The sequence below is a fragment of the Patescibacteria group bacterium genome, assembly GCA_041664365.1.
Taxonomy (GTDB): Bacteria; Patescibacteriota; Patescibacteriia; order UM-FILTER-42-10; family UM-FILTER-42-10; genus JAHJEX01.
The window spans coordinates 1-24,366 of record JBAYKW010000003.1 but is presented as its reverse complement, the minus strand read 5'-3'; the positions used below and the strand labels follow the sequence as shown (position 1 = coordinate 24,366).

Below are 24,366 nucleotides of genomic sequence, written 5' to 3'. Positions count from 1 at the left end.
ATAGTATATTCACATTTCAATACGCCCCGGTAGTTCAATGGATAGAATAGAAGCCTTCTAAGCTTTAGGTCTAGGTTCGATTCCTAGCCGGGGCACCATACGAGTCAGTATGACTTGCAGAGACAATAAGTAATATGTGTAGGTTCTGCGCCAAAGGCGCACCCGCCTCCGGCGGGGATTCCTAGCCGGGGCACCACGGGTCATCAAATATTTCAGGCTCCGTATCCGTAAAAGTATTACGTTTACTCCGCCTTCCACATTTGTGCCCCTCTCCCCACTCCGCCTATTGGCGGATCGGGGGTCCCAATATATAAGCTATACCCGAGCAAATCAGGAGCGCACAAGATAAATAATATTAAATCAACGAGCGCATCAGGAACGGAGTCTCGCCTAGCGAGACGAGTACGGATGCGCGAGTAAAGGGGGACGCGAACGGAGATCGGAATTTGTTCGGAACGTAAGTTCCGGACAAATGTAGGTCGCAGTTCGCGATCACCCGTGGTGGCCATAGTTTAACGGTAGAACAGCGGGTTGTGGTCCCGCTAGCGAGGGTTCAACTCCCTCTGGCCACCCCAAAAGAATATCTCCTAGTGATAGGAGGTATTTTTAATTTCAAAAAACATTAAAACAGAAAGGAGTTGAACGGGCAGAAGCGAGACAATCCTGAGACGAAGGCGAAGGAGCAGTCGAGCGTCGACGAATGCGACCATCGGAGCATTTGTCGCCCGCCCGCCATGACTGGCAAGTCGGGCAGACTGCCCAGGACGAGCGGATCCACAGCAGTGGGGATGCGAGAAGCTCCCCGCCTTGCCTTTCGACAAGCTCAAGGCGAGTCGAGGCGGGCCTCTGGCCACCCCACCAAAGAATCATTCCCCAAAGGAATGTTTACCTCGCTCCTGGCGGGGTTTTTTGATATACTTAGTTTATAATTATTTACATAAAAGTATGAGTAATAAAAAGACCTTACTGATTATATTGGTCGTTGTTTTCATTGTTGTCATTGTTGGGGGAATTTATTGGTATTTCATCATACAAGATAATGATATTAATACTAATACTGAAGTAATAAACGGAAACACAAATACTAACACATTTACAAATGTAAATTCTGATAAAGAAGAATTATTAATTGGGTCACTTACAGCTCAATGTGATGCAGCTAATGGAATATGGGAAAATGGTAAATGTAGAGCTAAGGAATGCTTTGATCTGGATGGGCATTTGGGAGAGAATAGTAAATACATTCCTAATCGTATGGATTATATTGGTGACAAAATTGCTTTTTCAGATAGATATATGATATATGGATCACCACAAATAAGTGATGGATGTGACGAAGGAATACTTCAAGAAGCAGTATGTCCTGAAGAAATAAATTCTGAAGAAGATTTTGTAAATAGCTATGTAGAATACAGATGCGAAGAAGGTTGTTTTGGTAAAGCAGGATCTTGTAATAAAAGTGATTACAATGTAAATGGGGTAAAAATTAAAAACATAAGATTAGGTTATAATGATAACTCATTTTTAGTTCCTCTTAGTGTAGACATTGGAGCTAATGGGATAGTTATATATGAATGGGAAGAGTCTGCTCCTGGTGCCAGTGTTATTTCAGAAAGTACATATACAAATATATACGATAGTATAATTCGCATAAATGATTTGTTTTTTGAAATGGATGATATAGATGACTTAGGAATAGCTAGTGGCTATTATTCCCCTGATAACCAGGAAACTGAATTATACTGGCTTCACTATCAATATTATTCTAAAGACGAAGAAGAAATATCTGAAAATCTAAAAACGAAAGGATTTATTTGTAATATTAATTGTCCACAAAATTTCATTGATTTAGTTAATCAGGTCAAAGATTTTACTCCTTATAATGCACCACCTAATAAACATTATGTACCCCAATTTATATATTTGGATGAATGCGAAGAATCTGGTAACAGTTTATCTTGTTGGTATAAATATATGGCAACAAATAGGCCCGATTCAATTCTTGGTGATTATGATTTAGAAAATATTTTCTTTACTGATATAGACTATAAACTTGATTCAGATAATGACTCTATACCTAATTTTAATGAAAAGTATTTAGGAACAGATATACAAAGTAATGATACAGATTCAGATGGATATGATGATTTAGAAGAAATTGAAGGTGGGTATAATCCAGCTGGTGATGGGAGAATAGAATACAAAATAAATGAGATAAGTAATATCCTTGAATCTAAATGTGAAGAAAATGGTGGTAACATTCAACAAATTGATGATAATTATAACCCAAATTGTTGGGGTATTGAATCAGAAAATGATTGTTTATTGTCATCATCTTGTCAATGGACCAATTACGATTATTGTAAACCAGAAATGATTTATTGCTTATGCGAGAGTGGCCAAAAAATATATCCAGATATGTTTCACTCATTTAATGGAACATGTAATTAATTATTAATCTACTAAAAACACCTCCATCAAATTAGTGAACCCCGTTAGAAATCCTATTTCTAACGGGGTAGAATAAGCACCCATCAGTACTCCATAAAATAATACACTAATAATTACAAATATGACTGACGAAACAATTTCTGAAAAATTAAATAACAGTGCCTCAAGATTTGGTAGAAAAATAAAACAAAGACCACTTCATTATTTATGGTTATTCTTTAGTATTACATTTTGGGGATTATTTTTACCATTATTTTTTGAATCAATATTATATTTCATTCTCGCATTCATCGTTATGTCATTTCTCAACCATATGTTTCGCCGAGAAAATGGTAAAATTACAAAATTTAGTATCAAAAATATAATGGCGGATTTTATATTTTCACTGCTAATGATATTACTATCACTTCCAATTTTATTAATAGTCGTTGTAAATGCTTTCGAGGCAATATATGATGGTTCGGCATCCTCATTCTTTGCTCCACTTGAAAAAATGTATGATTATTTACCAGATGTTTTACCATATTACTAAAATCTAAACTATATTTTGAGTACCAGGACAATCAAAAGTTCTAAATTGTACCGTGACTATTCCCCAAAGAATCATTCCCCAAAGGAATGTTTACCTCGCCCCTGGCGGGGTTTTTTGATATACTTATATTACAAAAAATATATGGCAGACAATTCTAAAAATCTTATAAAAGTTTATTCCAAATTGGGCATCAAATATCTTGATGATATTGAAAATTACTGCCCTAAAGAAATTTTTGATTTCATGGATATGCTACCAAAAAATAGCCGAGTGTTAGAAATAGGATGTGCCGGCGGTAGAGATGCTAAAATATTCATTAATCACGGATATACCTATACTGGTATCGACCTAGTTCAAAAATTTATTATAGAGGCCAGAAGAAGAGTGCCAAAAGGACATTTTAAGAAAATGAGTATTCTGGAATTAAAATTCCCAGATAGATATTTTGACGCAATATGGGCTAATGCGGTTTTATTGCATTTAGATAAAAAGGATGTACCAAAATCCATTAATAATATGTACAGAGTTTTAAAACCTAAAGGCAAGATTCATATAAGAGTAAAAAAAGGTAGTGAAACAGCAAATATTAAAGAAAAATTATCGGCTGGTCAAAGCAGATTATTCACATTTTTTCATAAAAAAGAGTTAGAGCGATATGTTAAAGCGGGTGGATTTAAGATAATACTTTCCAAAATATTACCTGATGATTTAGGCAGAGACATAAAATGGATTTCAGTTTGGGGAGAAAAAATATAACTACAATCTCATTCCTAAATACAACCCATTCAATAGTCAAATGGGTGGTTTTTTGATATACTGAATATATTAATAATTAAATACAATAATATGAGAAACTTTTTAGAAACACCAGTTGAACCTGATTATGGTTTTAAAGATTTAGGATGGATGGAAATTAAGCCTGGAACTAAAATGGAACATGTAATGGACCAAAGAACACGAGAATTAGGTGGAGAAAAAAAAGGATGGGAACATGAAAACTGGAAAGCTGAACCAAAAACATACAAGATGGACTCTGGTGTTATTGCATATGTTGATGAGGAAGGAAGATTATTCGTTGCCCCTGCAACCGAAGAACGTCGCGAAGCAATTAAAAAATCTGGATATACTGAAAACCAAGAGCTACATGTCCCATTAATTCATGGTGAAATAATTGCGGATGAAGATGAACGAGGTAACTGGGATAATATGTTTAAGGATGAAGAGGAAAATAAATAAATTCTCTCATCAAATTAGTGAAACCCAATAGAAAACCACCCCTTCAATCGCCGAACGGGTGGTTTTTTGATATACTTATATCAATGCAGGAAAATGAATTATCCTTTGGACAAATAATACTCATATCTCTAACTTTTTTAGTTGGTGGTCTTTTATTTCTTGTGCCACCTAGTTTTATACCAAGATATTTATCTGAGATAGTGGGACCAATAATAGCCTGGAGTTCTGTAGACTACACAATTCGTAAATTGCATAAGAAGGAAATCGCTATGAGGATTGTCGATCCAAATAGTGAAAAAAATGACAAAGAAATTGCTAGATGGAGAATCGCTAATAATATTGTTTTTTTCCTATATGGATTACTCTGGATTGTTTATCATTTTTTTAATCTATAAATATCTTATGAAAAAACCCATTCTAATTTTACTTATAGTAGTTTTAGTTATTATCATCGCTGGTATAACTTGGTTTATTATTTCAAAAGGCAATAATACTAATACAAATACAGTAGCAAATATTAATTTAAACTCACCTTTAATAAATAATTCCGTATTATTAAATACCAATATCCCATTAAATACAAACGAAAAAAATATTAATTTGATCTCGGAGTCGACGCATGTTTTTTCGCCAGACAATCCACCGCCACCCCGCCTCACTCAATGGGGCAACTATAAATACATAAAAGATGGCCTCAAAGCCGGGTATATACCTTCTTCTGCTGACGAAGGTTTAGACTATTGTGCCAAACAAGCAGAACAACAAAATTATTGTCGAGAAATAGTAGCTATGGGTTTTCGTGACGTATTACTCTGTGAGAAATCATCCAGCACACCCGACTATTGGGAGGAAGAACAAACAGAAAATACATACTATAAAAATGTTGGTAACTGTATTTATCGATTTATTGTCTGGTATGGTCCTTATGATTGTAAAATACATGAAGATAGTAGGATACAAGATCAATGCAATTTTAAATTAGCTTCTGGGGCTAATATTCCCGATAAGGATAAATACTGCTCCCTTATTATTGACCGGGATCTGCGCAAAGAATGTAAAAATAGTATAAATCAATTTTTCGATAGTGAAAATTTTATAGAAAATATAAAATTAATTTCGAAATCTCAATGTTATCTATTTTATCATCCTGACAAAATCGATAGTTATACGCCAGGTTCAATTTTCCGGTCACAGATAAAGAAATTAATAAATAATGTAAGTGATACTGACTGTAAGACACTTGGATATTCAGAAGAAGAAGCTCTAAAAACATTAAATACAGACGAAGACGGTGACGGATTTAATTTAGCCTGGGAATTACTCATTGGTCTTGACGACTCAAACGCTGATATGGATCGAGATGGTTATAATGATTATCAGGAGGTTAATAATGATTTTGACCCCTATGGTTATGGAGTCTTCCCGGATATTAAAGTCAGTGATAAAAATGAATTGCAGTATTAATCAAACCATAAACAAAAATCATTCCAAAAGGAATGATTTTTTGAATAATAACAATATAAATAAATTATTTGCCCCGCTGGCGATTATTTAGTTTGCGTCTTTGATCATAAAGTCCCTGTCTTTCATCAGGAGTAGGCCTTGCTTCCTCAGCGGTTAATAGATTGTGGCTAACCATATAATCCCTCAAATGATTTGATTCTATATCAGAAATAGTTCCATTTTCTTGTTTTTCAATCAATAGAATTGTCGCGTTATAATAGCGCATAAAAATATCATCTTTCAGGTAGTCAGGAGTTCCTGAAAGAAACTTTTCAAATCTCTCTCTAAAAGTTAAAGGTGTTTCCATATCGCCATATGGTGATCCTGGTACTCCCATTTTATTATCATTCGTCATGTTATTTTAGTTAAGAATAATATAATAAACTTATTAGTACAATTTTATACTGCAGTCCGATGATCGCGGATATGTTTTATGTAAATTTCAATTGTTGTAACCAGCAGGATCATGATTACCGGGCCGTAAACAAATCCTAGGATGCCAAAATACTGAAGTCCACCGATTACACCAAGGATTGTGAGCGCAGGATGCAGTTCCGCTTCTTTGGCAACCAGCTTCGGGCGCATGAAGTTATCGATATTATTGATAATGAGTACATTTACCAGAATCAAAAGTATTCCCTGCCAGATATTACCGGTAAACAACATAATAATTCCGATCGGCATCATAACAAAACCGGTCCCCACCATCGGTATCACTCCCAGGAAGATCATCAGAATCGTTAAAAACAGAATATAATCCACGCCGACGATGGCGAGAAAGATCGCGGAAATAATCGCCTGCACGATGGCAATTAGAAATGTGCCCCGCACCATTGATTTCGACATGGCAATTATACGGGTAATATAGATGGAGTCTATTCTGTCATCAAGCGGGCTGATTTCTTTTAAAAATTTAGTAAGCTTATCCTGAATAGGGAAAAGTGAATACAACACAATCAGGAATACGATCACAAAGGTTAATAACTGAAATGCGCCGGAGCTAATATCCGGCAGTCTCTCTAGGAAAAATGTGCCGATTGCTTTCGCTCCCTGTTGGATCCATTCCTCTACACCAACCTCGGTCAGCCGATAATCAATACCGCGAACTGAACTCAATATATCATTACTACTATTTACTATTGAAGTAATATTCACTTTAGTTCCACCGCCGATATCCTCATTAAACTGAATAACCTGTTTGACGGTAAGCCCGGCAACAAATACCAATGGAATAAGTACTACAAAAAACACAATTATTACCATTATTAATGATGCCAGCTTTTTCCTGCCCTTAAATATTTTATTAAAAAATTCATACGGCCGTTTGGTAAACAAAGCGGTCAGGAAAGCCAGCACAATAACCGCAATAAACGGTTTCAGCACCAAATAGGAAAGAACAAGCACTACTGCCGCCAGTATGTAGAAGAATGTTTGCCGTTGTGATGATTTGATCGCCATGACGTAATTATACAATACAATTACCCGCATTCACAACTACTATTACATTGCGGTGCTATCCAGCGTCCTCCGGATGGCAGAAGGATGTTTTTTTGATATACTGGCTATATGAAACTCAAACAAATCTTACTATTTGTTATCTCATTTTTTCTACTATGGACTGGCGCCTGGATCCTACATAATTTATTGACTGAAACTATTTGGCAGGCTTTAGAAGATTCAGAAAACCACAATATGCTTTACTGGGCAGTTATGAAGACATGCATATGGATTATTTTCCCGTTTTTTTATGCAAAGCAAATCTTCAAACTACACGTAATTAAAAAGTTTTTTGGCATTCAAAACTTAAAAAAAGGAATTATTTTTGGTGTAATCGCAAGCATTATATGGATAATCAGTTCATATTTTGTAGAAAGTATGAAGGCCAGTCAAGTCATATTCAGTTTTGCAACATCATTTACATTCTTCTGGGTAATAACCGGCACACCGATTGCAGAGGAATTCACGTTTCGAGGAGTCATCCAACCAGCACTGCAAAAATCTGGGATAAGCTTTTGGTATGTTAACATAATCACCTCCATAGTTTTTCTGCTGATGCACTGTCTCGGTTGGGCATTCCAAGGAGTGTTACAAAACAATTTATTTTCAATCTCCGCCATCAGTATTCTGCTGGTCAGTTTAATCGCCGGGTGGTTGCGACATAAATCCGATTCCCTATACAGCAGTATAATATTCCATTCTGTTAATAACTTTTTTGCTTCAATAATTTCATGACAAAGATTAATAAAAAAATTCTGGTAAATGACAAGATGCAGAATACACACTACTTTCTTTCTGAACCTACGGGCAGGAATTTTGATCCGGAATTTAAGCCGGAACTGACACCAAAACAGATGCTGGAACTGGGCATACGACAGCAGAAAAATTTAAATTGCACTGATAAATAGTCGCAAGGGCGATTTTTTGGTATACTTTAAATATGAATTTAAAGACACTAGCAAAACGAGATTGGCTGTCGCGCTGGGCTGGATCCTATACGTTTATATCCAGTTCTTATTGGAGTAGACAGTATTACATATCGCTAAAAAATCAGTTGGGTATTAATTTTAATCATACATTATTTATTCATAAAAGAGGCACTGTTGCTTTTTATATTCCTTATGACGAATTTTCCAAGCTCGGCAAATATTTGGCGAAGAAAAGCGAGGCAAATATCAGTTATGTAAAAATTCATTGTAAAGACATAAAAAGAAATGCGGATAAGCTTACCAATATTATGGATAAACTGAATAATAGCGTTCCGAGTCTATCTGATTATAAACAATTTCTGAAATATTTTGACAAACATCTAGCTCTTCATGTTTACATTAAAAAGACTGTTGACTTTTTGACTCCCAAATCTTTAACAAAGCTTATGCCGTATTTTCGCGACGCCAGACTATATACGGAGAATATTTATTCCGATAGTGAAAAGTTCTTTCGAAGTATAGCAAATGCAATCGCAAAACAGACAAATTATAATGCTACGTATTTGACGTGTTTGACTCAGGATGATTTAGAATTATATATCAAATCAAAGATATTGCCCGAAAAAAATATTCTAAAAAACCGATACAATTTTTCTGTGATCTATTCCGAAAATAAACAGACAAAAATAATTACGGGGCAAAAGGCAAAAAATATTGAAAAAAGTATATTCAAAACAATTAAGGGCAATAAGCAGAGAGAATTGAAAGGGATATGCGCTTATCAGGGTGAGGTAAAGGGTACGGCAAGAATTATTTTGGACCCTCATAATTTTAAATTGTGTAATAAAGGAGATATTTTAATTACCGGCATGACCAGGCCTGAGTTTTTACCTTTAGTAAAAAAGGTTGCGGCCATTGTTACAGATGTTGGCGGATTGTTAAGCCATGCTGCAATCACAGCCAGAGAATTTAAAATTCCAACCATAGTTGGTACGGGCACCGCAACAAAGACTTTTAAAGACGGCGAAAAAGTCATTGTTGATGCCAATTCAGGAATTATCAAATTGATTAATAATTGACCAAAAAATATGAAAGAAAGTTTTTTTGCCACACGTCATGCCAGACCGGCCAGAGACAAAAGTGATTCAGATCCTGTTTCGGAAACCTACCCCGATTTAACTCAGGAAGGCGTCATCCAGGCACAGGAGAAGGCTAGAGGAGAAATTATGGACTTAATCAATAACTCACCGGAGGGATCTGTGGTTTTTATTGGAGCAACTTCAGACCAACCAAGAACAAAACAAACCGCTGAGATTTATGGAGATGCATTAGCAGAGTACCAAGATGATACCGCTGATGATAATTTGGTGGTTTTAACTAAGAGCAGAATTGAGGAAATGTCCGGTCCGAATGGAGAAAGATCCATATCGGAAACAGTTAAATCCATTCAGAGGATCATTACAGAAAATCCCGATAAAAAAATTGTGATCGACTTCCCTCTTATGATTAAACAACTTGCCTATAAATATAATGACCGATGGACCGACGCTGATGGTAAGAAAACTGAATATTTTTCCGAAATTCTGAAAAAGCATGGCGGTGATCATGCCGCCGCCGGGAAAGATTGGATAGCAAACCAAGGAAAACTGGTTATGGAAGACGGTAGAGTAATTGAAGGCCCTAAACCGGAAAATGTTGCTAAAGAATATCTAGAAGGTATTCAAAGAGTAAAAGATTTTGTCATGAAATATGTTGAAGACCGACATGTCGTCATAGGAGAAGTTGGCCATCAATGGGATATTGACGCCCTAGTTACTTACCTTGGCAGTAACCGTGTCGATCAGGAATCCTTTGAAACAATCACCGGGGGAGATATAGCTGGTGAAGCAGAAATGACCAGTTTTGAAATCGGAAATGACATGGCAAAAGTCCATTATCGAGGAAAGGATTTTGAAATTCAGCTGTCAGAGGAATAATTTCTGATTAAAAGCCACTCTAATACTATATTAATGAGTGGTTTTTTGATATACTAAATGCATGAAATCAGGATTTCATCATTTCGTTACACACGCACAAAAATACGGTAACCAGCACCGGTCGCTTTACGCCCTCTCAATTATGATTTTGTTCTGGGCTATGTTTGATACTGTCGTAACCTACATCACACCGCTCGTTCTCACAGAACACGGTTTATCCAATACTATGATGGGAATTATTGTCGGTTCTTCCTCGGTTTTCGGTGCACTTTTTGACCTGATTATGACCAAAATCGCCCCGCGGGCGAATTTCCGGCGTTTATTCCTGGCAATGTTTGCCATCTGTCTTGTCTATCCACTTATTCTCTGGCAGGCCAAATCAATCTGGATGTTCCTTTTGGCAATGGCGCTCTGGGGAGTTTACTATGATCTGGTAAACTTTGGAAAATTCAACTTTGTCGGCCGTTTCCAAAGGGAAAGTGAACATTCTTCCAGTTTCGGGGTGGTAGAAGTATTTCAGTCAATTGGCGTATCGCTGGCACCGGTCTTTGTCGGAATTACCATTGTCTCCGTAGTTACTTGGCAATCATTTGTACTCAGTTGGGTTTTTCTCGGAATCGGCGTTATTTTCTATGTACTACTTACAGTCATCACCAGAAAACAGAATCCGATCATAAAATCTCAAGAGTCAAAACAGATACGACGTCCGCACATCAATTACAAATTACTGGGTAAGATCGGTAAAACTATGCTCCCGGTTCTGATGGCTACATTTTTACTCTATACTATAGAGGGATTTTATTGGACAGTCGGACCACTATTTGCCGAAGATGCCTTTCTTGGCGGGCCTTTAACCGGGTTATTCCTGACCGCATTTACATTACCACCGCTTTTCACCGGATGGTTTGTCGGTTCAATTACAAAACGCTTCCACAAAAAACGTACGGCATTTTTTTCACTTTTTGTCGGATCCAGTTTGATTGCGCTTTTTACTTTCATACCGACACCTCTCCTGACAATACCTCTGAATTTCATCGCCGGTATTTTTATTGCATTAACTTATCCGGCGCTAAGCAGTGCTTACGCAGACTACATTGGAGAAAGTCCGGATGTTGAAAAGGATATTATTGCACTCGAAGACATGGCTATGAATGCCGGCTACATCATCGGGCCGATGATCGCCGGTATGCTCGCGGACATGGTCGGTTTTGCGAGCGCCTTTACAGCCGTGGGTCTTTGCGGTGCAGTTGTGGCAATTTTTTTGCTCTGGAAAACACCAAAAAATATTACAATACCGGTGCGCTGATTATGTAGAACTTTAGCCAAATTTCCTCGCAATTATGTTGAGAGGTCGCCTTATGATATACTTACATTAATTGAAAAAACGATCCCAATTTAGAAAGGAGGTGAAAAATATGAAAAAAAGCTTTATGACAGCTTTGGTTATTGTTGTCTCTACTTTTGTTACTGCCGGCATTGTCTATGCCGCTACCACCCGCAATATTACCGCTACCTTGGGAGGAGTATCAGGTGACACATTTGACCTCGATGGCACTATGATGGTTGATTCGCTGAAAGTAGGAGCACAAGGAGTAGGTGGTGTAACTTTCTTCAACGGTACGATTATCAACAATACCACAAACAGCGGAGTAGATAATCCAGTGGCATTCGGTGATAACGTCAGAATTGACGGCCGGGTTTACCGCGGTGCTACCGCCGGAACAAGCGACACTATGCCGTTTATCGTGAATGATAATCTGCAAGTGGCCGGATCTTTAACCATCGATTCTCTGGCAAGTGATAATGTAATTACTACAGATAATATCGTCGATGGAACGATCACAGCTGATGACCTGTCCAGCACTACGCTGACGCAGGGAGTTCAGGGAGTGGAAGGCACGCTTACCTCGGCCGTAAATACCATCAAGACAGGTAGCGACTACGACACTCTGACCTCACTATCAATCACAACGGGCGATAGTAATCTATTCTGCAGCTGGAACGGTTATGGTGATACCATCAATGATTCTGAAATAATCAGAGTCCAAATGTTACTAGATGGTGTCCAGCAGGTTAAGACTTTTCGCTATACCAGAACTTCTATTGGTTTAACGAACGCCACTAATATGGCAACACAGGGAATCTTTGCAGTTGACGCGGGTGCGCATACAGTAGCATTGCAGTGGAATACTGAAACCAGCGCCAATATGTATTACAACACTCTAGATTGTATAGAACTATAAATTATTAAAACACCTCTCTTTCTTCGCATGCTTGCGATATTGGATTGGGAGGTGTTTTTGGATACCAAAACCCCGCTGATATAGCTCAACGGGGAATGGTTTAAAATTAATTTACCCTCTTCATTTATTCATCCAGATCACTATCGTCATTATTGTCATTCTGGTTATCATTTTCACCGTTGTTCTGACCTCCACCTTGATCGTCACTACCTTCCTCTTCATCCTCATCATCTGATGAATTTACATTGGAATCACTGCTGTCATCCGACCCTTCTTCTTCATTCTCATCATTACTTTGATTCACATTCCCGTTGGAGTTGCTGTTCTGATTTTGGTTTTGATTAGTATTGCTATTTTGATTCTGATTACGGTCCGCTGAATCATCATCGTCATTTACATCTTCTTCATCACTATTATCATCAGATGCTTCATCACTATCTTCATCCGCATCATCATTTATTTCATCTTCCCTCTCCTGTAAACGCTCCTGATGCCTTTCTTGCAGTTCTTCAAGTTTGTCACCGACTTCTGTTATAACTTCTTCAGCATGTTCGTTACCCTTTTCTTCCTGTTTTGCACGAACCTCATCTAATACTTCCTGTGCATGTTCAAGCGCCTGGTTAGTATCCTTATCAGATTCTTCAAACAATTCAGTTTTTTGTTCTGACTCAAGCTCCCCTCGTTCATGCTGGCGCTCTTCCGTAACTTGAAGCATAAATTTTGCCTTAGCTTGATCGCTGAAAGTAAAGTTCAGACGTGTCTGCTCTAGAGCTTTATCCAGGGAATAAAGCGTGTCGCCCGGTTTTGCTCCATCAGATGCGAGAACTGTTCCTGTGCCAGAAAGAATTATTATAAGCGCGATAATAAATGGTGCCATAGGATGTAATAATAAATAATTAAATATTCCCTTGCGTTTAATATATCGCTCAGCTGGAATATTTGTTACATCAGCCAACGCAGAAAGAAGTGCCTGCTTAGTACGCTCTTTAGCAATCGGATTCATTTCTGGAAATGATGCTTTCCTGATAAATTTCTCTATTTCACTATTTGATATTCTTTTTTTCATAATATTTTATATTCTTTGGAAAGCATTTCACGGATTTTGTTAAGCGCCCGGTGTTTTTCTACCCGGACAGTGATAGCTGACATGCCAGTGATTTTTGCAATTTCTGCCGGTTTCATGTCTTCTTTGTATGATAAATGTATTATACTTTGCTGCTGCTCCGACAATTTATGCAGAATTTTTTTCACTCGTGCATAATATGAATCAACATTTGCTTCCTCCGGCGCAACCTGTAATTCAGCATGAGAATCCGCCAACTCATCAATGGGTACGACTGTCTTACTGCGCCGATAATGATCAATCAGTCGATGACGCGCTATCTGGAAAAGCCAAGTGGTAAATTTTACGTCTTCCTGCTTCTTATATCGGTGTAGTGACCGGATCATTTCAAGAAATACCGTCTGCGTCAGGTCCTCGGCAGTTTCACGATGACTGACCCGAAGGATAATATACCGGTAAATACGCTCGCTAAAAAGCTCATATAACCGAGTTACACTCATTTCGTCGCCAGCCTGCGCTTCGTGCACAAGTCGCTGTATTTCTTCTGTGCTATTTTTATCTTTCATTTTAAGGTATATCGTACTGTAATTAATTTCGTTACATTTGATAGATGACTATGTTTGTATATATTAGCATATTGCCACCAAAGTCAAAAAAGAGTCAAATTACGATGTATTACGCTATGTCTTTGGCAATGGATGTGTTTTAAGTTTATGATAAGTGATAGAATAAAATGAGATAATAAATTAAATCAATATTATATGGAACAGGAAATATTACAAAAATTAAATGACCAGCAAATTCTTATTGACAAAATGTATAAGTCCATAGAAAAAATGCGTAAATATTTTCTCTGGACTTTCATTTTAAGCATTATATTTTTTGTTTTGCCTTTAATAGCTATGATATTTATACTGCCTTCATTTATTACTACCTATATGAGCAGCCTGGGAATTTAGTAAACTTTAATCCAATAAAAAACACCGGTGTATCCGCCAGCTGGCGGAGTCGGTGTTTTTGTGATAATAATTTTTATTCTTCTCGAAGCGCCTGAATCGGATCCAGCTTCTGTGCTTTGCGTGCGGGGATAACACCGGCAATCCAGCTTAATAATCCGAGACCCGCAACTACCATCAACACATCGCTGACAGCTATGTTTAATACTCCGTTTACAAACCCGATATCCGCAAGTTTTTCCTTAAAGACATTATTCACAAATGCCTGGGTTGCATAAGCAATCCCCGTCCCCACTAGCGCCCCAATAACTCCGATGATTATCGCTTCATAGGAAAATAAACTGCGAACTTTTCTGTTTGGCATACCTAGAGACTTTAAGAGTCCAATTTCTTTTGTCCGCTCAAATACTGACATTAGTTGAGTATTGATGATCCCAAATGCTGCGACAAAAAGTGCTACCCCACTGAAAGCGGAAAGTCCTAGTGTAATAGTCCCAAGTACAGAAGAAATCAATTCAGTTAAATCACTGATACTGGTAACGGAGTATTTCCCATTGATTGCCGTAATGTCATTCTTAACCTGCTCTTCAATATCAGTAGATTCAATTAAAACATTTGCCGAAAGAAATTCGTTGTATCCCGGAGTTTCTATTTTTTGATCCTGATAGATTGATGCCAGGGTGTCGATACTTAATGTGACAATCCCGCTACTTGCGACGCCCATCCTCGGTCCGAAACCCATACCTGATTCCAATACCGCAGAAATCGTAAATGCTTTCTCCAGCACAGTGGTACCCTTGCCAAAATAACCGACGACGACTTCCTTACCAATCATGTCTTCTTTTGATAATCCAAATGAATCAGCATAAGAATCCGATAAAACAATGTCCGTATCTTTCCAATCAACCGGATATATTCCGCTTAACACCTCTGTTTTATTGTATGATTGTTCCTGGACGGTATTGATCACATATTTTGTATCACTTTCAGACAGCCGGATGTATTCCAATTTTACATCATAAGCAGGCCAGGTACGTTTGACACCGGAAATCTGTAAAAAATCATCCAGCTGATCTTTGGTAATAAGCTGTACTTCTTTACCGCCGTCCGGTCCTTCCTGAATTGAATAGACTGTTTTAGCATCGGAATCGTACTCGGGGACATTCATATTTTCCTGATCACCTTCAGCGGTCAAAGACACACTCATAACCAGATTGGTCACATCTTCAAACTGTGTTTTAATCGTATTTTCGAGCGCATTACTAAGTCCGAGTGTGAGCACCAGTGTCAGCGCACCAACCGATAACGCCAGAACGGTCAAAACACTGCGTGAACGATTTCGCTTTAAATTTCTCAGTCCTCTTTTTATAATATCCCTGCGTTTCATATTTGAATCCCTTCGCCTGTGTGGCTGGTTATTTCGCCGTCCTTCAGTGTTATACTATTTGAAAATTTATCAGATAATTCTTTGTCATGTGTTACAACGATCAGGGTTGTATTAAATTTTTTGTGAATGTTGAACAAAATATCTTCAACCCGTTCGCTGGTTTTGGAGTCCAGATTACCGGTCGGTTCATCAGCAAATATAATTGAAGGTTTGCCGACAATTGCCCTGGCGATGCAAACGCGCTGTTTTTGTCCGCCGGAAAGCTGATTCGCCTTATTATTTGCTTTGTCATCAATCTCCAAAACTTTTAAAGCTTCCATCGCTTTTTCTTTTCTGTCAGTATCACCGTTTATCTCAAGCGGTACCATGACGTTTTCAAGAACTGTTTCTTCGTTCTGTAAATAGAAATCCTGGAATACAAACCCGACATCTTGACTGCGATAGAGATCGATGTCTTTTTGCGATCGGGACCAGAGGTCTTTATCTTTGATTATTATTCTCCCGGATGAAGGACGATCTAAGCCGGCCAACGCATGCATCAATGTCGATTTTCCGGAACCGGACTTGCCCAATATAGCAAGATTCTCGCCTTCTTTCAAAGCAAAAGACACGCCTTTTAAGGCTTTAAATTCGGACTCGCCCTCGCCATAGGTGCGAATTACCTCTTGTACACGTATCATAATAGCCTTTTGTTGATTTATCAGATATTTGGCACTGAGGTCAATATTATCATAGATTCTAAGTTTTGTAACTGGCCGTAGCTCTGATGAAAATTACAGTTTATAATTAAAATTGATTTTTTTTCTATTACAGTATAGAATACCTTATAAATTAATTAATAAACTATATGGCAAAAAGACGAAAAGCGGTCGGCAAAATGAAGAAATCCCATTCTCGCAAAACAAAAAAGAGATTGGCAGCAAAAAGCGTTATGCTGAAAGCAAAGAAAAAGAAATAGCATTTGAGAAAATAAAAACCACCCTTCATACTTCGCGGGATGGTTTTTGTTTAATTTAGTTTAAAAGCAAACTAACCGAACATCAGCCATTCGGGTTTTAAGATTAACATCAATCCGATAATCAACATGGCAATCCCGCCGATCAGGTGTGAAGCGCGCACGTATTTTGTTGTAATGCCGGTTATCTGCATTGTTTTCATCGCAATAAAAAATACGAAGAGATCATCTAATAGGAAAATAAATATGTACAAAAGCAAATACGCGTAATACTGCCAGGGGGCCAGATCAGAAAGGGACAGAACCTGAGTATAGACAGCGGGCAGGCCGGCGGAACATACCAGTTCCACCAGATTTACCGCCATCGCGAGGACAATTATCCCGCTGAGTGCCAGCCAGAAACTCTTTTCCTGCGTATAACGTTTGAGTTTTTCAAATGTCCGCTGCCTTTTTTCCTGGCCGGTTACTTTGCAAGACGCGTCTTTATTTGTTTTATATTCTTTCAAATAATATATTCCACCGCCTAGTGCGACTAGTCCGATCAGCGCGCGGATCCAAATCACCGTGCCAAGAAATTGAAGCAGATTGAGCCAGGCCGCCATGAAAAGAAAATAAACAGCCGCTGAAGCAAAGATAAAAGCACTGCCCAAAATCCACATTCTTTTTTTATCCTTCATTCCCAGTAGCAACCCGATCAGAAATATCAGCGTCCACATGGCGCAGGGATTAAAACCATCCAGCGCTCCAAGTACGATGGTGAGCAGTGGCAGGGAAAAATTTTCTGTTTTGATTGTGCCGAAGATCGGAACATCCAATTTATCTGGAATTGCAGAATTATTTTCTTCGGCCTGTTCTTTCGGTTCAATAACGGTCGGGGTATTTTCTTCTGTATCTTCAAATAATTGAGCTAAAGGATCAGCACATACTTTTGTCGTGCAAGCTACAACTGCCTCCTCAATACTGGCGCCCGTAGTTTCATCACTTAGATAACCGGAAAATGTCTGCTCCCCGATTACCGTAAATGGTACTCCTGAAATATTTTCATCCAACACACGACTGACTGATTGCAGTAATTTTTGATTATCTTTGTTATACCAAACTTCAAAATCACGAATCTCAACATTGGAATATTTTTCCTTCAACTGTTCCAGGAACGGCTCTTCTTTTGCACAGTGTGGACAGCCATTACCCCAGAAAAAATATATATTAATATTTTCCTGCGCTTTTACCTGATTTGCACCGAATAATAAGCAAAACGAGATTACCAACAAATAAAGAATTCTTTTACTCATGATTTTTTTAAAATGTAAAAATATTAAAAAAGTAACCAATAATCATTATACCAACAGATGTGATAATAATGAAAGCGGAGAGCAGTTTCCAGTTCATTGCTTTTTTCAGTATCAGTAATCCGGGAATGGATAGTGTCACGGTCGCGGTCATAAACGCTAATGCTGTACCAATCGCTACCCCTTTATTGGCCAGCGCTTCAACCACAGGTATTACGCTGACTGAATTAGCATACAGCGGAATCCCCATTATAGTTGCCAGCGGAACTACCCACCAGCTGTCATTATTCAGATACGTTTCAACAAAACTTTCCGGAACGTATCCATGAATGATAGCCCCGAGTCCCACTCCTAAAATGACATAAGGAAGAATACTTTTTGAAATGCGGATGCCGTCTTGCCACCACATCTTCAGCCGCTTAACTAATGGTACTTTATTGCCCTCATTTTCAGCCACTGCTTCTTTTTGTGTTTTGAATTTTAGAAAAGCCGGATTAACATGCTTATCCATTTTCAGTCGCTGGATGATCATGCCGGCAATTACGCTGATAGTAATACCCAGCAAATTATAAACAATCGTCATCTTCAACCCGAACACTGATGGAAATATGAAAAGCGATGCCTCATTAACCAGCGGCGAAGCAATTAGAAAAGAAAAGGTAACTCCCAGTGGTATCCCGGCGCTGACGAAACCGATAAATAGCGGTATAGAAGAGCAGGAGCAAAACGGAGTGATCACTCCCAAGCCTGCAGCCAGAACATAATCCAACCCGTACCACTTTCTGCTACTCAGAATATCCCTGATCTTTTCCACCGGAAAATAATAGCGCGCAATGGCCATTACATAATTTATTACGATCAAAAGTAGACCGATTTTAATCGTGTCATAAATAAAAAAATTTACAGCACTGCCGGCATAAGACCCCCTTACCAAACCAAACCACTCATAACTGATGGTGCCTGCCAATAATTCAATCGGGTAAAATATATCCATAGTTTTATTTTTTAACAACTACCTCCGCATGAACAACCGGCATTTTTATTATCATCCGGATTACAATCACAATTACTTTTATCTCCGCAACAACTGCTGGACTCGCTACCAGCCTCTTTAATACTCTTTTTGATTACCTCGCTAATTTTGTCTTGATCGCCAGGAAGTCCGGTCAGCACCGGTTTCCCGTTAACCGCCAAAACAGGACTGGTCATCATCCCCATTTTAATAATCTTCTGAATGTCAGTAATATATTCCACCTCCGCTTCCAATCCCAAATGTTTTACAGCTTGTTTTGTCTGTTCAAAAAGCTTTTTGCAGGTTGCACAGCCGGTACCTAAAACTTGAATCTTCATATTTGTATTACCTTATTTAATAATTTAGAATATTTCTCAATCACACTTTCATTTCTGGAATAAATCACTTTCGTCCCCAGTTTCCTGAAACCGACTATTTCCAGACTGCTTAATTCCTTCAGATGATGGGAAATAAGGTTTTGCGGGAGCTTTAATGTTTCAAATATTTCACATACACAAAGCTCTCCCCGTTTTAAAAGACAGAGAATTTTAAGACGATTTGGCTCGTTGATCATTTTGACAAACTGAGCCAGCTGGTCGATTTTCCGGCTTTCGCTTGAGTTTTTATCACAGCAGTTTTGTGGCATATATATCAATGACTATTGATATATGGACCATATCAGTAGAGGTGTTTACTGTCAAGAATAGATAAGAGTTTTTTACCAACAAATGCATAAATATGTTATTATTAAGTAAACAGTATATATTATTCCAAACAAACCAATATATGAAAACACAATCCAAAAAGACTAACAAAGATCTGTTTATAGTCATTATCATTATCGTTTCAATTTGCCTGTTTGGGATATTGGTGGGTTATTTCTATTCCCAATTACCGGAAAATAATCCGCAAAAAAACCAGTCCAACTGTGAAAAGGCGGGCGGTGTGTGGGAGAAAAATAGTGATAATTGCCTACTTTCATATAAAGCAGATGGTGAAATATGTACTGACGGCGGACAATGCCAGTCAGGCATCTGTTTTCCACCAGCACTATCGGAAGCACAAATGGTAACACTTGAGGATGAAGAGTTATCCGGCATTATCGGCACATGTTACACGGATGATTCAGCCGAAGGTTGTGTTAAGCAAGTAATAGATGGAGCTGTATCAATGCAGTCGCTTTGTTATTAAAATATAAATAGTTTAATTAGAACAATATGGGTAAATTTGACATTCCATTTCTAAATCCCCCGGAGGATTCATCTGAAGATAAAGCGCGCAAAGAAAGGGTTCATAATAAGTTAGAAGAACTTCAGAATGAGAAGAACAGGCTTTTCAGAGAAGCCGGAATTACAGAAAAAGGTGAAACAGAAGAGCAGGCTCCAGAGCGTATCCCGACACCGGAAGAGATTTTTTCGATCATCAAAAGTCTGACAGAGAAAGAAACAACAGAAGTCCGTAGACTTGAAGATGAAGATGGAGTGTATCTTCTGGAAGTCACGGTACCTGGTGATGCAGAAAATGAAGTGGAAGAATACGCTTATATGAGAAAAGGACGCCGGGCGGAAGGTGGTAGCGCCATCATGACCGAAATTCACTTAACTTATTATACTGATGGATTTCCGGTCAGCGGTAAGTCAGCGGCAAGATATATTAATAACGAATGGGTCATTACGCTTAATCTTACACTTAATCTGTAGTATAGTATCCTGTAACATAATTGTTATTTGTTCGATTTATTATTATAATGACCATGTCTAACAATTAAATCCTGATCGTGAAAAACGAAAATATCATCGGTATAATAGGAATAATCCTGATCGTCGGTCTGGTTACCTATTTTTCTGTTTCTTATTTTGACAATAAACAGCCGACTGTTAATGTTAATGCTAATTTAAATGGATCGGTTGGCACGGAAAACAACGCGTTGTCCGAAGCAAATATTGCAAACCATAAGACTAAAACAGATTGCTGGTTGATTATCAATAATAAAGTATATGATGTTACGGATTATTTAAGATTACACCCGGGAGGACAATCGGTTGTATTGCCGTATTGTGGAAAAGATGCAACAGTCGCCTTTTCAACAAAAGCAGGTGAAGGCAGTCATTCTCAAAATGCCATAGAACAACTCGGCGCATTATACCTTGGTGAATTGAACCAGCAGGCAGTTGCAGTAGAAACAACAATCAATGGTAATACAAATACTGCCACCAATATTGTTGCCGTTACGCCAACAACTGTCTCTCTGAGTACCAGCCTCGTTGCCCAGCATGATGCCCCTAGCGATTGTTGGATTATTATAGATAGCAACGCATATGACGTAACCAACTATCTTATCCTTCATCCTGGTGGCCGCAATATTATTATTCCTTATTGCGGAAAAGATGCCACGCAGGCCTTCAATACACAAGGCGGCCAAGGAAGCCATTCCTCTTTTGCCGATAGCCAGCTAAGTAGTTATCTAGTCGGTAAAATAGGAAGTGATACAACAACCGAACAAATTCAACAGGTACAGCAACAAATTCCGACCGATACCACAACCAACAATAATACAACGGCTAACACGGTTGTGGCACAGCCAAGCAATATTGCACTTGATACAACTTTAGTTGCAAAACACAATACAGCTAGTGACTGCTGGATAATTGTCAGCAATAATGTCTATGCTGTATCAGCATATTTAAATTCGCATCCCGGCGGTCGCAGTATTATTATTCCTTATTGCGGAAAAGACGCCACACAGGCTTTCAATACACAAGGCGGCCAAGGCAGTCATTCCTCTTTTGCCAGCAGTCAGTTAAGCGCATATTTAATCGGCGCATTGGGTAGTAATACTACCACTAATGAAATTCAGCAAACACAATTAAACGTTAATCAGTCACCGTCAGTTGGCGACGGAAATGAGGAAGAAGAAGACGAGGAGGAGGATGAAGAAGATGAAGAAGACGAGGAGGATGAAGAAGATGAATAATTTATACTTATTTTCAAAAAAAATCCACCGCTATCTGGTTATTATCATCATGTCTCTGGGTTTACTGATGACAATTTCCGGGTCATTACTTAAATTCCCAAAGATTGCATCTGAGTATCTTACCTTTATCAATATGGGATTGATCCGCTACCTGCATAACCAGCTGAGCACCTATTTCGGCATAGTTTTATTCTTAATGATTTTAACCGGTGCGTGGATGTATTTTTATCCCATGTGGAAACAGAAAAAAAACAAAGCGGATCCTGATAGCCAGAATCCACCTAATCCTGGTATATAAGTAATGGATAAGCGCCCTAAAAATAGGGCGTTTTAGTTTTGAAATATTATTTTCCGACAGCGCGTATGAATTAGTAGGAGACAAAACAAAATGATTGATTCAATAACAACCATAATCGCATTTCTGACTATACTAACCGGTGTCAGCGGAATATTCGCGATATCAGAAAGTATTTATTCAGATGAATATTCATCTAAAATTAATAATGAAAGTCAGGCGAAAGAATACGATGAAAAATCGGAAACATCCCTTTCAGATAATAACTCAAAAAGTTCAGATCTGATACCCAGCGCGTATCATATATCCAATCCAATGTTGGTATCGGATTTTGAAAATAATTACATTAAATTATACTCCGGACGCGGTATTGAACTTTCTTCCCAGCTCCTGCAGTCAATAAAAAACAGTCATATTGAAGGAGAAAGAGCTCCCCCAGTTACGACCTAAAAATAAATAAATACACCGCGGATAAGCGGTGTTTTTTATATACACAGAAATTTTATTCAGCAACCGTCGCGACATAACGATAAGCAATTGCATACACAATTATCGCTGTTAGAAATATAATGCCAATAATATAGTAATATTTTCTTTTCATGAAATATAATATGATAATGTTTTATTCATACTGAAGCCGATTTCTCCGCCATCATTAATCCACCACCAGATAAACGCTAATATCGCTAAAGCGACAACAGCCAAAAATATTATCCAAATCTTGGTGTTTTTTGATTGATTCTGCCCTTCCCCCGAAGAGGGATATTCTTCAGTCATTTGTCCATGTTAATACTCATGTATTTAATATACCACAAGATAATAAATTCTAATAACTGTCGGGATATGCTATAATTTTATCAGATAAACATTTACCGCCCAAAATATATGGCAAACAGTACACAACCGAATAAAAACACCAAGGACATCAAAAATGAAAGCATTCCAATAACTATGAAAGTCCTGCAAATTTTGCTGGGTGTGAATGCCGTTATTTGGCTGGTCTTCGGGATAATCGCTTCCTTCGGCGGTACGACAAAACCGGACTATACGAACTTGATGGAGTTTATTTCACTATTTATGTTTGTTGATGCCGGTTTATTAATATTTATCATGATCGGGACGATCAAAAAACAAAGTTGGACTTATACCGGCGGTTTGATTATTTTAGTCGTTAATATCGTCCTAAGTATTACAGATGAATTTGGTCCGGCTGACTTCATTGCATTATTTGCAGGTCTTGCCGCATTAATTTTATTGCTGACCAATAAACCTGTTTTTGACTCATTCAAAAAGAAATAATAGTATGCAAAAAAATACTACTCTGTCGATCATAAAAATAGTTGCTTGGTCTCTGACTATTTTAAGTTTAATAGCAAATATAATTAGTAGCATCGTTGTATTCTTATATGTTGGCGACTTAGATGGATTAGTAGTTCCTTTTATCCTATTACCGATGGGTGTTGTACTTGCTGTGAAATCGATTAATGGTATTAAAAAATCTCCCCAAAAAAAGGATCTTGGAATTGTTATGTTCAGAACGATAATAATACTAAATACTCTTTCTATATTATTTTCTTTTAGCTTAATTAAAGAAGGGCTTGAAGAAAAAAACAAACATGATTCTTACGAAATAACAAAATTAATAAACAATCATTAATTTCAATACTATGAAATCAGCGTCAAAAAACGTACTAGTCCTGACCGGCATTATCGCCGTGATTATCATCGGTTTTGTCGCGATCCTTTGGATATTAGGCCTCGGCAATTTTGAAGAATTAAAAAACACACTTTTTAAAACAATCGGGGTGGTAGTAGTATTGGCAGCGGTAGCCATGGCAATAATGTCCATTGTCGGTCTGAAAAAAAATCACAACGAATAGCCAATAGAATGAATAAACTTTCACAAACGCTCCTCCCTGAGGAGTGTTTTGATATATTCAAACACAAAGCAAAACGCCTCCCCGAAGGGAGGCGCTTAATCTAGTTTCGATGAAACTATACTTTGCTGACTTTGATAGCCGCTTTGCCTTTTGGAGTATCAGTAACTTCGAAAGTGACTGTGTCACCT

At 38.0% G+C, this 24,366-nt stretch carries 31 protein-coding genes, 2 tRNA genes and 1 pseudogene; 23 read left to right on the top strand and 11 right to left on the bottom strand.

Going from position 1 to position 24,366, the window contains the following annotated elements:
- The first annotated feature begins 23 nt into the window (after nt 1-23).
- From WCW66_02930 to WCW66_02895, 8 genes and pseudogenes are all read left to right on the top strand, one after another.
- Nucleotides 24-98: transfer RNA gene (locus WCW66_02930), tRNA-Arg, on the top strand.
- A 403-nt stretch (nt 99-501) separates the two neighbouring features.
- A tRNA-His gene (locus WCW66_02925) sits at nt 502-575 on the top strand.
- A 1,465-nt stretch (nt 576-2,040) separates the two neighbouring features.
- Nucleotides 2,041-2,178, top strand: a pseudogene (locus WCW66_02920) (calcium-binding protein).
- A 394-nt stretch (nt 2,179-2,572) separates the two neighbouring features.
- Nucleotides 2,573-2,983: a hypothetical protein gene (locus WCW66_02915; protein MFA6391685.1), complete on the top strand. Its 411-nt coding sequence runs from the start codon at nt 2,573-2,575 to the stop codon at nt 2,981-2,983.
- 141 nt (nt 2,984-3,124) lie between these two features.
- Nucleotides 3,125-3,739, top strand: coding sequence for a class I SAM-dependent methyltransferase (locus tag WCW66_02910; protein MFA6391684.1), 615 nt, complete (start codon nt 3,125-3,127; stop codon nt 3,737-3,739).
- Nucleotides 3,740-3,829: 90 nt separating this feature from the next.
- Nucleotides 3,830-4,219: a hypothetical protein gene (locus WCW66_02905; GenBank protein MFA6391683.1), complete on the top strand. Its 390-nt coding sequence runs from the start codon at nt 3,830-3,832 to the stop codon at nt 4,217-4,219.
- Nucleotides 4,220-4,302: 83 nt separating this feature from the next.
- Nucleotides 4,303-4,614, top strand: coding sequence for a hypothetical protein (locus WCW66_02900; protein ID MFA6391682.1), 312 nt, complete (start codon nt 4,303-4,305; stop codon nt 4,612-4,614).
- 7 nt (nt 4,615-4,621) lie between these two features.
- Complete coding sequence (locus WCW66_02895) at nt 4,622-5,683, top strand: hypothetical protein (GenBank protein MFA6391681.1); 1,062 nt, start codon at nt 4,622-4,624, stop codon at nt 5,681-5,683.
- Nucleotides 5,684-5,747: 64 nt separating this feature from the next.
- Here the strand turns inward: WCW66_02895 and WCW66_02890 are convergent, their stop codons facing one another.
- Together WCW66_02890 and WCW66_02885 are read right to left on the bottom strand one after the other, a co-directional pair.
- Nucleotides 5,748-6,077 carry a hypothetical protein gene (locus WCW66_02890; GenBank protein MFA6391680.1) on the bottom strand — a complete coding sequence of 110 codons (330 nt, stop codon included), beginning with the start codon at nt 6,075-6,077 and terminating at the stop codon, nt 5,748-5,750.
- Between the two features lie 44 nt (nt 6,078-6,121).
- Nucleotides 6,122-7,180, bottom strand: coding sequence for an AI-2E family transporter (locus tag WCW66_02885; GenBank protein ID MFA6391679.1), 1,059 nt, complete (start codon nt 7,178-7,180; stop codon nt 6,122-6,124).
- A gap of 108 nt (nt 7,181-7,288) precedes the next feature.
- Between WCW66_02885 and WCW66_02880 the strand changes: the two genes are divergently transcribed.
- From WCW66_02880 to WCW66_02855, 6 genes are all read left to right on the top strand, one after another.
- Nucleotides 7,289-7,954 (top strand): type II CAAX endopeptidase family protein, encoded by a 666-nt coding sequence (locus tag WCW66_02880; protein MFA6391678.1) that lies wholly within the window; start codon nt 7,289-7,291, stop codon nt 7,952-7,954.
- Nucleotides 7,951-8,127, top strand: coding sequence for a hypothetical protein (locus WCW66_02875; GenBank protein ID MFA6391677.1), 177 nt, complete (start codon nt 7,951-7,953; stop codon nt 8,125-8,127). Before WCW66_02880 ends, WCW66_02875 begins: the two co-directional genes overlap by 4 nt.
- Before the next feature lie 32 nt (nt 8,128-8,159).
- Complete coding sequence (locus tag WCW66_02870) at nt 8,160-9,227, top strand: PEP-utilizing enzyme (protein ID MFA6391676.1); 1,068 nt, start codon at nt 8,160-8,162, stop codon at nt 9,225-9,227.
- Between the two features lie 9 nt (nt 9,228-9,236).
- The gene (locus tag WCW66_02865; GenBank protein MFA6391675.1) at nt 9,237-10,124 is read left to right on the top strand and encodes a hypothetical protein; all 888 of its coding nucleotides are present in this window, start codon (nt 9,237-9,239) and stop codon (nt 10,122-10,124) included.
- A gap of 61 nt (nt 10,125-10,185) precedes the next feature.
- Nucleotides 10,186-11,430: an MFS transporter gene (locus WCW66_02860; GenBank protein MFA6391674.1), complete on the top strand. Its 1,245-nt coding sequence runs from the start codon at nt 10,186-10,188 to the stop codon at nt 11,428-11,430.
- A gap of 109 nt (nt 11,431-11,539) precedes the next feature.
- Nucleotides 11,540-12,367, top strand: a complete 828-nt coding sequence (locus WCW66_02855) for a hypothetical protein (protein ID MFA6391673.1) — start codon at nt 11,540-11,542, stop codon at nt 12,365-12,367.
- A gap of 124 nt (nt 12,368-12,491) precedes the next feature.
- Here the strand turns inward: WCW66_02855 and WCW66_02850 are convergent, their stop codons facing one another.
- Both WCW66_02850 and WCW66_02845 read right to left on the bottom strand, forming a co-directional pair.
- Complete coding sequence (locus WCW66_02850) at nt 12,492-13,433, bottom strand: DUF5667 domain-containing protein (GenBank protein ID MFA6391672.1); 942 nt, start codon at nt 13,431-13,433, stop codon at nt 12,492-12,494.
- Nucleotides 13,430-13,996: a sigma-70 family RNA polymerase sigma factor gene (locus WCW66_02845; protein MFA6391671.1), complete on the bottom strand. Its 567-nt coding sequence runs from the start codon at nt 13,994-13,996 to the stop codon at nt 13,430-13,432. Before WCW66_02845 ends, WCW66_02850 begins: the two co-directional genes overlap by 4 nt.
- A gap of 195 nt (nt 13,997-14,191) precedes the next feature.
- Between WCW66_02845 and WCW66_02840 the strand changes: the two genes are divergently transcribed.
- On the top strand, nt 14,192-14,389 hold the full coding sequence (locus WCW66_02840; GenBank protein MFA6391670.1) for a hypothetical protein: 198 nt from the start codon (nt 14,192-14,194) through the stop codon (nt 14,387-14,389).
- Nucleotides 14,390-14,462: 73 nt separating this feature from the next.
- Here WCW66_02840 and WCW66_02835 read toward each other — a convergent pair whose 3' ends face one another.
- The 6 genes from WCW66_02835 to WCW66_02810 form a co-directional block, all read right to left on the bottom strand.
- Entirely contained in the window at nt 14,463-15,773 is a 1,311-nt protein-coding gene (locus tag WCW66_02835; protein MFA6391669.1) for an FtsX-like permease family protein, read from the bottom strand.
- The gene (locus WCW66_02830) at nt 15,770-16,453 is read right to left on the bottom strand and encodes an ABC transporter ATP-binding protein (protein MFA6391668.1); all 684 of its coding nucleotides are present in this window, start codon (nt 16,451-16,453) and stop codon (nt 15,770-15,772) included. Before WCW66_02830 ends, WCW66_02835 begins: the two co-directional genes overlap by 4 nt.
- Before the next feature lie 349 nt (nt 16,454-16,802).
- A complete protein-coding gene (locus tag WCW66_02825) occupies nt 16,803-18,020 on the bottom strand; it encodes a hypothetical protein (GenBank protein ID MFA6391667.1) in 1,218 nt (405 codons plus the stop codon).
- A gap of 7 nt (nt 18,021-18,027) precedes the next feature.
- A complete protein-coding gene (locus WCW66_02820; GenBank protein MFA6391666.1) occupies nt 18,028-19,011 on the bottom strand; it encodes a permease in 984 nt (327 codons plus the stop codon).
- Between the two features lie 11 nt (nt 19,012-19,022).
- Nucleotides 19,023-19,367: an MTH895/ArsE family thioredoxin-like protein gene (locus tag WCW66_02815; GenBank protein MFA6391665.1), complete on the bottom strand. Its 345-nt coding sequence runs from the start codon at nt 19,365-19,367 to the stop codon at nt 19,023-19,025.
- On the bottom strand, nt 19,364-19,675 hold the full coding sequence (locus WCW66_02810; GenBank protein MFA6391664.1) for a metalloregulator ArsR/SmtB family transcription factor: 312 nt from the start codon (nt 19,673-19,675) through the stop codon (nt 19,364-19,366). Before WCW66_02810 ends, WCW66_02815 begins: the two co-directional genes overlap by 4 nt.
- A gap of 140 nt (nt 19,676-19,815) precedes the next feature.
- Here WCW66_02810 and WCW66_02805 point away from each other — a divergent pair, with 140 nt between their 5' ends.
- The 5 genes from WCW66_02805 (at nt 19,816) to WCW66_02785 (ending at nt 22,748) form a co-directional block, all read left to right on the top strand.
- Nucleotides 19,816-20,220 (top strand): hypothetical protein, encoded by a 405-nt coding sequence (locus WCW66_02805; protein ID MFA6391663.1) that lies wholly within the window; start codon nt 19,816-19,818, stop codon nt 20,218-20,220.
- 26 nt (nt 20,221-20,246) lie between these two features.
- Entirely contained in the window at nt 20,247-20,729 is a 483-nt protein-coding gene (locus tag WCW66_02800; protein ID MFA6391662.1) for a hypothetical protein, read from the top strand.
- 77 nt (nt 20,730-20,806) lie between these two features.
- Nucleotides 20,807-22,003, top strand: a complete 1,197-nt coding sequence (locus tag WCW66_02795) for a cytochrome b5-like heme/steroid binding domain-containing protein (GenBank protein MFA6391661.1) — start codon at nt 20,807-20,809, stop codon at nt 22,001-22,003.
- The gene (locus WCW66_02790) at nt 21,996-22,301 is read left to right on the top strand and encodes a PepSY domain-containing protein (GenBank protein ID MFA6391660.1); all 306 of its coding nucleotides are present in this window, start codon (nt 21,996-21,998) and stop codon (nt 22,299-22,301) included. Before WCW66_02795 ends, WCW66_02790 begins: the two co-directional genes overlap by 8 nt.
- A 90-nt stretch (nt 22,302-22,391) precedes the next feature.
- On the top strand, nt 22,392-22,748 hold the full coding sequence (locus WCW66_02785) for a hypothetical protein (GenBank protein ID MFA6391659.1): 357 nt from the start codon (nt 22,392-22,394) through the stop codon (nt 22,746-22,748).
- A 147-nt stretch (nt 22,749-22,895) separates the two neighbouring features.
- On the opposite strand, the gene WCW66_02780 is transcribed toward WCW66_02785, so the two are convergent.
- Nucleotides 22,896-23,075 (bottom strand): hypothetical protein, encoded by a 180-nt coding sequence (locus tag WCW66_02780; protein ID MFA6391658.1) that lies wholly within the window; start codon nt 23,073-23,075, stop codon nt 22,896-22,898.
- A gap of 108 nt (nt 23,076-23,183) precedes the next feature.
- Here WCW66_02780 and WCW66_02775 point away from each other — a divergent pair, with 108 nt between their 5' ends.
- From WCW66_02775 to WCW66_02765, 3 genes are read left to right on the top strand one after another with little or no spacing between them, the layout of a single operon-like run.
- On the top strand, nt 23,184-23,597 hold the full coding sequence (locus tag WCW66_02775) for a hypothetical protein (GenBank protein ID MFA6391657.1): 414 nt from the start codon (nt 23,184-23,186) through the stop codon (nt 23,595-23,597).
- Between the two features lie 4 nt (nt 23,598-23,601).
- Entirely contained in the window at nt 23,602-23,955 is a 354-nt protein-coding gene (locus WCW66_02770; protein MFA6391656.1) for a hypothetical protein, read from the top strand.
- Nucleotides 23,956-23,965: 10 nt separating this feature from the next.
- Nucleotides 23,966-24,178 (top strand): hypothetical protein, encoded by a 213-nt coding sequence (locus WCW66_02765; GenBank protein MFA6391655.1) that lies wholly within the window; start codon nt 23,966-23,968, stop codon nt 24,176-24,178.
- The last annotated feature ends 188 nt before the right edge of the window (nt 24,179-24,366 follow it).

What these genes read in the sequence shown, in the direction of transcription:
- WCW66_02915 (MFA6391685.1), top strand. Translation starts at nt 2,573, where the DNA reads ATGACTGACGAAACAATTTCTGAAAAATTAAATAACAGTGCCTCAAGA.
- WCW66_02910 (MFA6391684.1), top strand. Translation starts at nt 3,125, where the DNA reads ATGGCAGACAATTCTAAAAATCTTATAAAAGTTTATTCCAAATTGGGC.
- WCW66_02905 (MFA6391683.1), top strand. Translation starts at nt 3,830, where the DNA reads ATGAGAAACTTTTTAGAAACACCAGTTGAACCTGATTATGGTTTTAAA.
- WCW66_02900 (MFA6391682.1), top strand. Translation starts at nt 4,303, where the DNA reads ATGCAGGAAAATGAATTATCCTTTGGACAAATAATACTCATATCTCTA.
- WCW66_02895 (MFA6391681.1), top strand. Translation starts at nt 4,622, where the DNA reads ATGAAAAAACCCATTCTAATTTTACTTATAGTAGTTTTAGTTATTATC.
- WCW66_02890 (MFA6391680.1), bottom strand. Translation starts at nt 6,077, where the DNA reads ATGACGAATGATAATAAAATGGGAGTACCAGGATCACCATATGGCGAT.
- WCW66_02885 (MFA6391679.1), bottom strand. Translation starts at nt 7,180, where the DNA reads ATGGCGATCAAATCATCACAACGGCAAACATTCTTCTACATACTGGCG.
- WCW66_02880 (MFA6391678.1), top strand. Translation starts at nt 7,289, where the DNA reads ATGAAACTCAAACAAATCTTACTATTTGTTATCTCATTTTTTCTACTA.
- WCW66_02875 (MFA6391677.1), top strand. Translation starts at nt 7,951, where the DNA reads ATGACAAAGATTAATAAAAAAATTCTGGTAAATGACAAGATGCAGAAT.
- WCW66_02870 (MFA6391676.1), top strand. Translation starts at nt 8,160, where the DNA reads ATGAATTTAAAGACACTAGCAAAACGAGATTGGCTGTCGCGCTGGGCT.
- WCW66_02865 (MFA6391675.1), top strand. Translation starts at nt 9,237, where the DNA reads ATGAAAGAAAGTTTTTTTGCCACACGTCATGCCAGACCGGCCAGAGAC.
- WCW66_02860 (MFA6391674.1), top strand. Translation starts at nt 10,186, where the DNA reads ATGAAATCAGGATTTCATCATTTCGTTACACACGCACAAAAATACGGT.
- WCW66_02855 (MFA6391673.1), top strand. Translation starts at nt 11,540, where the DNA reads ATGAAAAAAAGCTTTATGACAGCTTTGGTTATTGTTGTCTCTACTTTT.
- WCW66_02850 (MFA6391672.1), bottom strand. Translation starts at nt 13,433, where the DNA reads ATGAAAAAAAGAATATCAAATAGTGAAATAGAGAAATTTATCAGGAAA.
- WCW66_02845 (MFA6391671.1), bottom strand. Translation starts at nt 13,996, where the DNA reads ATGAAAGATAAAAATAGCACAGAAGAAATACAGCGACTTGTGCACGAA.
- WCW66_02840 (MFA6391670.1), top strand. Translation starts at nt 14,192, where the DNA reads ATGGAACAGGAAATATTACAAAAATTAAATGACCAGCAAATTCTTATT.
- WCW66_02835 (MFA6391669.1), bottom strand. Translation starts at nt 15,773, where the DNA reads ATGAAACGCAGGGATATTATAAAAAGAGGACTGAGAAATTTAAAGCGA.
- WCW66_02830 (MFA6391668.1), bottom strand. Translation starts at nt 16,453, where the DNA reads ATGATACGTGTACAAGAGGTAATTCGCACCTATGGCGAGGGCGAGTCC.
- WCW66_02825 (MFA6391667.1), bottom strand. Translation starts at nt 18,020, where the DNA reads ATGAGTAAAAGAATTCTTTATTTGTTGGTAATCTCGTTTTGCTTATTA.
- WCW66_02820 (MFA6391666.1), bottom strand. Translation starts at nt 19,011, where the DNA reads ATGGATATATTTTACCCGATTGAATTATTGGCAGGCACCATCAGTTAT.
- WCW66_02815 (MFA6391665.1), bottom strand. Translation starts at nt 19,367, where the DNA reads ATGAAGATTCAAGTTTTAGGTACCGGCTGTGCAACCTGCAAAAAGCTT.
- WCW66_02810 (MFA6391664.1), bottom strand. Translation starts at nt 19,675, where the DNA reads ATGCCACAAAACTGCTGTGATAAAAACTCAAGCGAAAGCCGGAAAATC.
- WCW66_02805 (MFA6391663.1), top strand. Translation starts at nt 19,816, where the DNA reads ATGAAAACACAATCCAAAAAGACTAACAAAGATCTGTTTATAGTCATT.
- WCW66_02800 (MFA6391662.1), top strand. Translation starts at nt 20,247, where the DNA reads ATGGGTAAATTTGACATTCCATTTCTAAATCCCCCGGAGGATTCATCT.
- WCW66_02790 (MFA6391660.1), top strand. Translation starts at nt 21,996, where the DNA reads ATGAATAATTTATACTTATTTTCAAAAAAAATCCACCGCTATCTGGTT.
- WCW66_02785 (MFA6391659.1), top strand. Translation starts at nt 22,392, where the DNA reads ATGATTGATTCAATAACAACCATAATCGCATTTCTGACTATACTAACC.
- WCW66_02780 (MFA6391658.1), bottom strand. Translation starts at nt 23,075, where the DNA reads ATGACTGAAGAATATCCCTCTTCGGGGGAAGGGCAGAATCAATCAAAA.
- WCW66_02775 (MFA6391657.1), top strand. Translation starts at nt 23,184, where the DNA reads ATGGCAAACAGTACACAACCGAATAAAAACACCAAGGACATCAAAAAT.
- WCW66_02770 (MFA6391656.1), top strand. Translation starts at nt 23,602, where the DNA reads ATGCAAAAAAATACTACTCTGTCGATCATAAAAATAGTTGCTTGGTCT.
- WCW66_02765 (MFA6391655.1), top strand. Translation starts at nt 23,966, where the DNA reads ATGAAATCAGCGTCAAAAAACGTACTAGTCCTGACCGGCATTATCGCC.